The 3,895-nt window shown below is 34.6% G+C and carries 4 protein-coding genes; all 4 read left to right on the forward strand.

The genetic code is table 11. The features are described from left to right. Window positions 1-433, forward strand: a 433-nt coding sequence (gene rpsG, locus ACTG3S_RS14010) for a 30S ribosomal protein S7 (RefSeq protein ID WP_439129954.1), incomplete at its 5' end; no start/stop codon positions are given. A 5-nt stretch (window positions 434-438) separates the two neighbouring features. Beyond that, entirely contained in the window at window positions 439-2,556 is a 2,118-nt protein-coding gene (gene fusA / locus ACTG3S_RS14015; protein ID WP_439129955.1) for an elongation factor G, read from the forward strand. Between the two features lie 18 nt (window positions 2,557-2,574). Beyond that, window positions 2,575-2,880: a 30S ribosomal protein S10 gene (rpsJ, locus tag ACTG3S_RS14020; RefSeq protein WP_068363283.1), complete on the forward strand. Its 306-nt coding sequence runs from the start codon at window positions 2,575-2,577 to the stop codon at window positions 2,878-2,880. A 361-nt stretch (window positions 2,881-3,241) separates the two neighbouring features. After that, window positions 3,242-3,859 (forward strand): 50S ribosomal protein L3, encoded by a 618-nt coding sequence (rplC, locus tag ACTG3S_RS14025; RefSeq protein ID WP_439129956.1) that lies wholly within the window; start codon window positions 3,242-3,244, stop codon window positions 3,857-3,859. The last annotated feature ends 36 nt before the right edge of the window (window positions 3,860-3,895 follow it).

A 3,895-nucleotide genomic window follows, 5' to 3' on the forward strand; every position in this document is an offset into this window, starting at 1 on the left:
AAAGTTTAATGATCAGTTAGCAACACGTTTTGTTAACAATTTAATGTGGGATGGTAAAAAGTCTGTAGCGTTCAAAGTTTTCTATGATGCACTAGATATCGTAGAAGAAAGAAAAGGAGAAGAAGAAAAATCAGCTTTAGAAATTTGGAAAGATGGTTTATCAAATGTAATGCCTCACGTAGAAGTAAGATCTCGTAGAGTAGGTGGTGCAACATTTCAAATTCCAATGCAAATTAGACCAGACCGTAAAGTGTCTATGGCTATTAAGTGGATGATTTTATACGCAAGAAAGCGTAATGAAAAAACAATGGCTCAACGTTTAGCGGCTGAAATTTTAGCAGCAGCAAAAGAAGAAGGAGCAGCCGTTAAGAAGAAAACAGATACTCATAAAATGGCAGAAGCTAATAAAGCATTCTCTCACTTTAGATTTTAATAGAAATGGCTAGAGATTTAAAATTCACAAGAAATATAGGTATTGCAGCGCATATTGATGCTGGTAAAACCACAACAACAGAACGTGTATTGTATTATACAGGTGTTTCTCATAAAATTGGAGAAGTACATGATGGTGCAGCAACAATGGACTGGATGGAACAAGAGCAAGAAAGAGGTATTACAATTACTTCTGCAGCTACTACTTGTACATGGCAGTTTCCATTAGAAAATGCACAACCAACTCCAGAAACAAAAGGATATCACTTTAATATAATTGATACTCCTGGTCACGTAGATTTTACGGTAGAAGTAAATAGGTCTTTACGTGTATTAGATGGTTTGGTGTTTTTGTTTTCAGCTGTTGATGGTGTAGAGCCACAATCTGAAACAAACTGGAGATTAGCAGATAATTATAAAGTTCCAAGAATCGGTTTTGTAAACAAAATGGATCGTCAAGGATCTGATTTTTTAGCTGTTTGTCAACAAGTAAAAGATATGTTAAAGTCAAATGCGGTGCCAATCGTTTTAAATATTGGTGACGAGGATGAGTTTAAAGGTATCATAGATTTAGTAAAAAACCGTGCTATAATTTGGCATGATGAAACTCAGGGAGCAACATTTGATGTTATTGATATTCCTGAAGATATGAAAGAAGAAGCTCGTAAGTATCGTGCACTTTTAATTGAAGAAGTTGCAAGTTATGACGAGAATCTTTTAGAAAAATTCATGGAAGATGAAGATTCAATTACAGAAGAAGAAGTGCATGCTGCACTAAGAGCTGCTGTTATGGATATGGCTATCATTCCTATGATTTGTGGTTCTGCGTTTAAAAATAAAGGTGTACAGTTTCTTTTAGATGCTGTTTGTCGTTATTTACCATCACCTTTAGATAAAGAAGGTATTGTTGGTGTAAATCCAGATACAGATCAAGAAGAATTACGTAAACCAGATGTTAAAGAGCCGTTTGCTGCATTAGCATTTAAAATCGCAACAGACCCATTTGTTGGTCGTTTAGCGTTTTTTAGAGCTTATTCTGGTCGTTTAGATGCGGGTTCTTATGTTTTAAACAACAGATCTCAGAAAAAAGAACGTATTTCTCGTATTTATCAAATGCATGCTAATAAGCAAAATGCTATTGATTATATTGAAGCTGGAGATATTGGAGCTGCTGTAGGTTTTAAATCTATAAAAACAGGAGATACACTTTCAGATCAAGCACATCCAATTGTTTTAGAATCAATGGATTTTCCAGATCCAGTAATTGGTATTGCTGTAGAGCCTAAAACAAAAGCAGATGTTGATAGATTGGGTATTGGTTTAGGTAAATTAGCAGAAGAAGATCCAACTTTTACAGTTAGAACTGATGAAGCTTCAGGACAAACCATTATATCTGGTATGGGAGAATTACATTTAGATGTAATTGTAGACCGTTTGAAACGTGAATTTAAAGTAGAAGTAAATCAAGGTCAACCTCAGGTTGAGTATAAAGAAGCGATTACTGCTGCTGCAGATCATAGAGAAGTTTACAAAAAGCAATCTGGTGGACGTGGTAAATTTGCAGATATCGTATTTACTATGGAGCCTGCAGATGAAGGTGTTCAAGGTTTACAATTCGAATCTATTATTAAAGGTGGTAATGTACCAAAAGAATTTGTACCATCTGTAGAGAAAGGTTTTAAAGAAGCAATGAAAAATGGTCCATTAGCAGGTTATGAAATGGATTCTATGAAAGTTACTTTAAAAGACGGTTCTTTCCACGCAGTCGATTCAGATCAATTATCTTTTGAGTTAGCAGCTAAATTAGGTTTTAAAGCGGCAGCAAAAGCAGCTCAAGCTAAAATTATGGAGCCATTAATGAAGTTAGAGGTGTTAACTCCAGAAGAAAATATGGGTGACATCGTTGGTGATTTAAATAGAAGAAGAGGTCAAGTAAACGACATGAGTGATAGAGCTGGTTCAAAAGTTGTAAAAGCTTTAGTTCCTTTATCTGAAATGTTTGGTTATGTAACTGCTTTAAGAACAATGTCTTCTGGTAGAGCAACTTCTACTATGGAATTTTCTCATTACGCGGAAACTCCTTCTAATGTTTCTGAAGATGTAATTGCAAAAGCGAAAGGATAACCTACTAAATTATACAAGATGAGTCAAAAAATTAGAATAAAATTAAAGTCTTACGATTACAATTTAGTAGATAAATCTGCTGAAAAGATTGTAAAGACGGTAAAAAGTACAGGTGCAGTTGTAAATGGGCCAATACCTTTACCAACACATAAAAAAATATTTACAGTATTGCGTTCTCCGCACGTAAATAAAAAGTCAAGAGAGCAATTTCAATTAGCTGCTTACAAAAGGTTATTAGACATTTATAGTTCTTCTTCAAAAACTATTGATGCTTTAATGAAACTTGAGTTACCAAGTGGTGTTGAAGTTGAGATTAAAGTGTAATGAAACTAAACTTTTCATTAGAAAAGTTATTAGTTGAATACATTCCGAACTTGCTTCGGAATCTCTAAAAACTAAAAAGTATATAACTTTCGGTTTAATTTTGTTAAACCGAAAGTTTTTAATACTTTTGCAACCCGAAATAGAGTAGGGTTAGGCTATTATCTGAGTAAATTTTCAGTAATAGTAACATGTCCAGAGCGTTTCGCAAAGGAAAAACGGAAAAACAAAATCAGCGTTGAATTTGTTTTGCGCTGTTTTTTTTGATGGAAACTCAAAGGATTTTAGAAACTAATGTTTCAAAAAAAAGAATATTAATTAGACGCGCTGGAAAATTTATCTATTCGTCTAAAATTTTAACTAAATGTCTGGGTTAATAGGAAGAAAAATTGGAATGACCAGCTTATTTGATGAAAACGGGAAGAACATTCCTTGTACAGTAATCGAAGCAGGTCCATGCGTTGTTACCCAAGTCAGAACCGAAGAGGTAGACGGATACAATGCGTTACAATTGGGTTTCGATGACAAAAAGGCGAAGAGTTCTAACAAAGCGTTAGACGGTCACTTTAAAAAAGCTGGCACCACTGCTAAAAGAAAAGTCATTGAATTTCAAGGGTTTGAAAAAGAGTATAATTTAGGAGACTCTATTACAGTTGAACATTTTGAAGAAGGCGAGTTTGTCGATGTATCTGGTGTTTCTAAAGGTAAAGGTTTCCAAGGAGTTGTAAAACGTCATGGTTTTGCTGGAGTTGGTCAAGCCACTCACGGGCAACACAATCGTTTAAGAGCTCCAGGTTCTATTGGTGCTGCATCATATCCAGCGAGAGTATTCAAAGGAATGAGAATGGCCGGAAGAATGGGTGGTGAAAAAGTGAAAGTTCAAAACTTAAGAGTTTTAAAAGTAGTTGCTGAAAAGAACTTACTTGTTGTAAAAGGAGCAATTCCTGGTCACAAAAATTCTTACATAACTATTCAGAAATAATGAAAGTAGCAGTTTTAGACATTAATGGAAAAGATA

Origin of the sequence: Polaribacter sp. (genome assembly GCF_965656025.1) — a bacterium.
Lineage (GTDB): Bacteria > Bacteroidota > Bacteroidia > Flavobacteriales > Flavobacteriaceae > Polaribacter.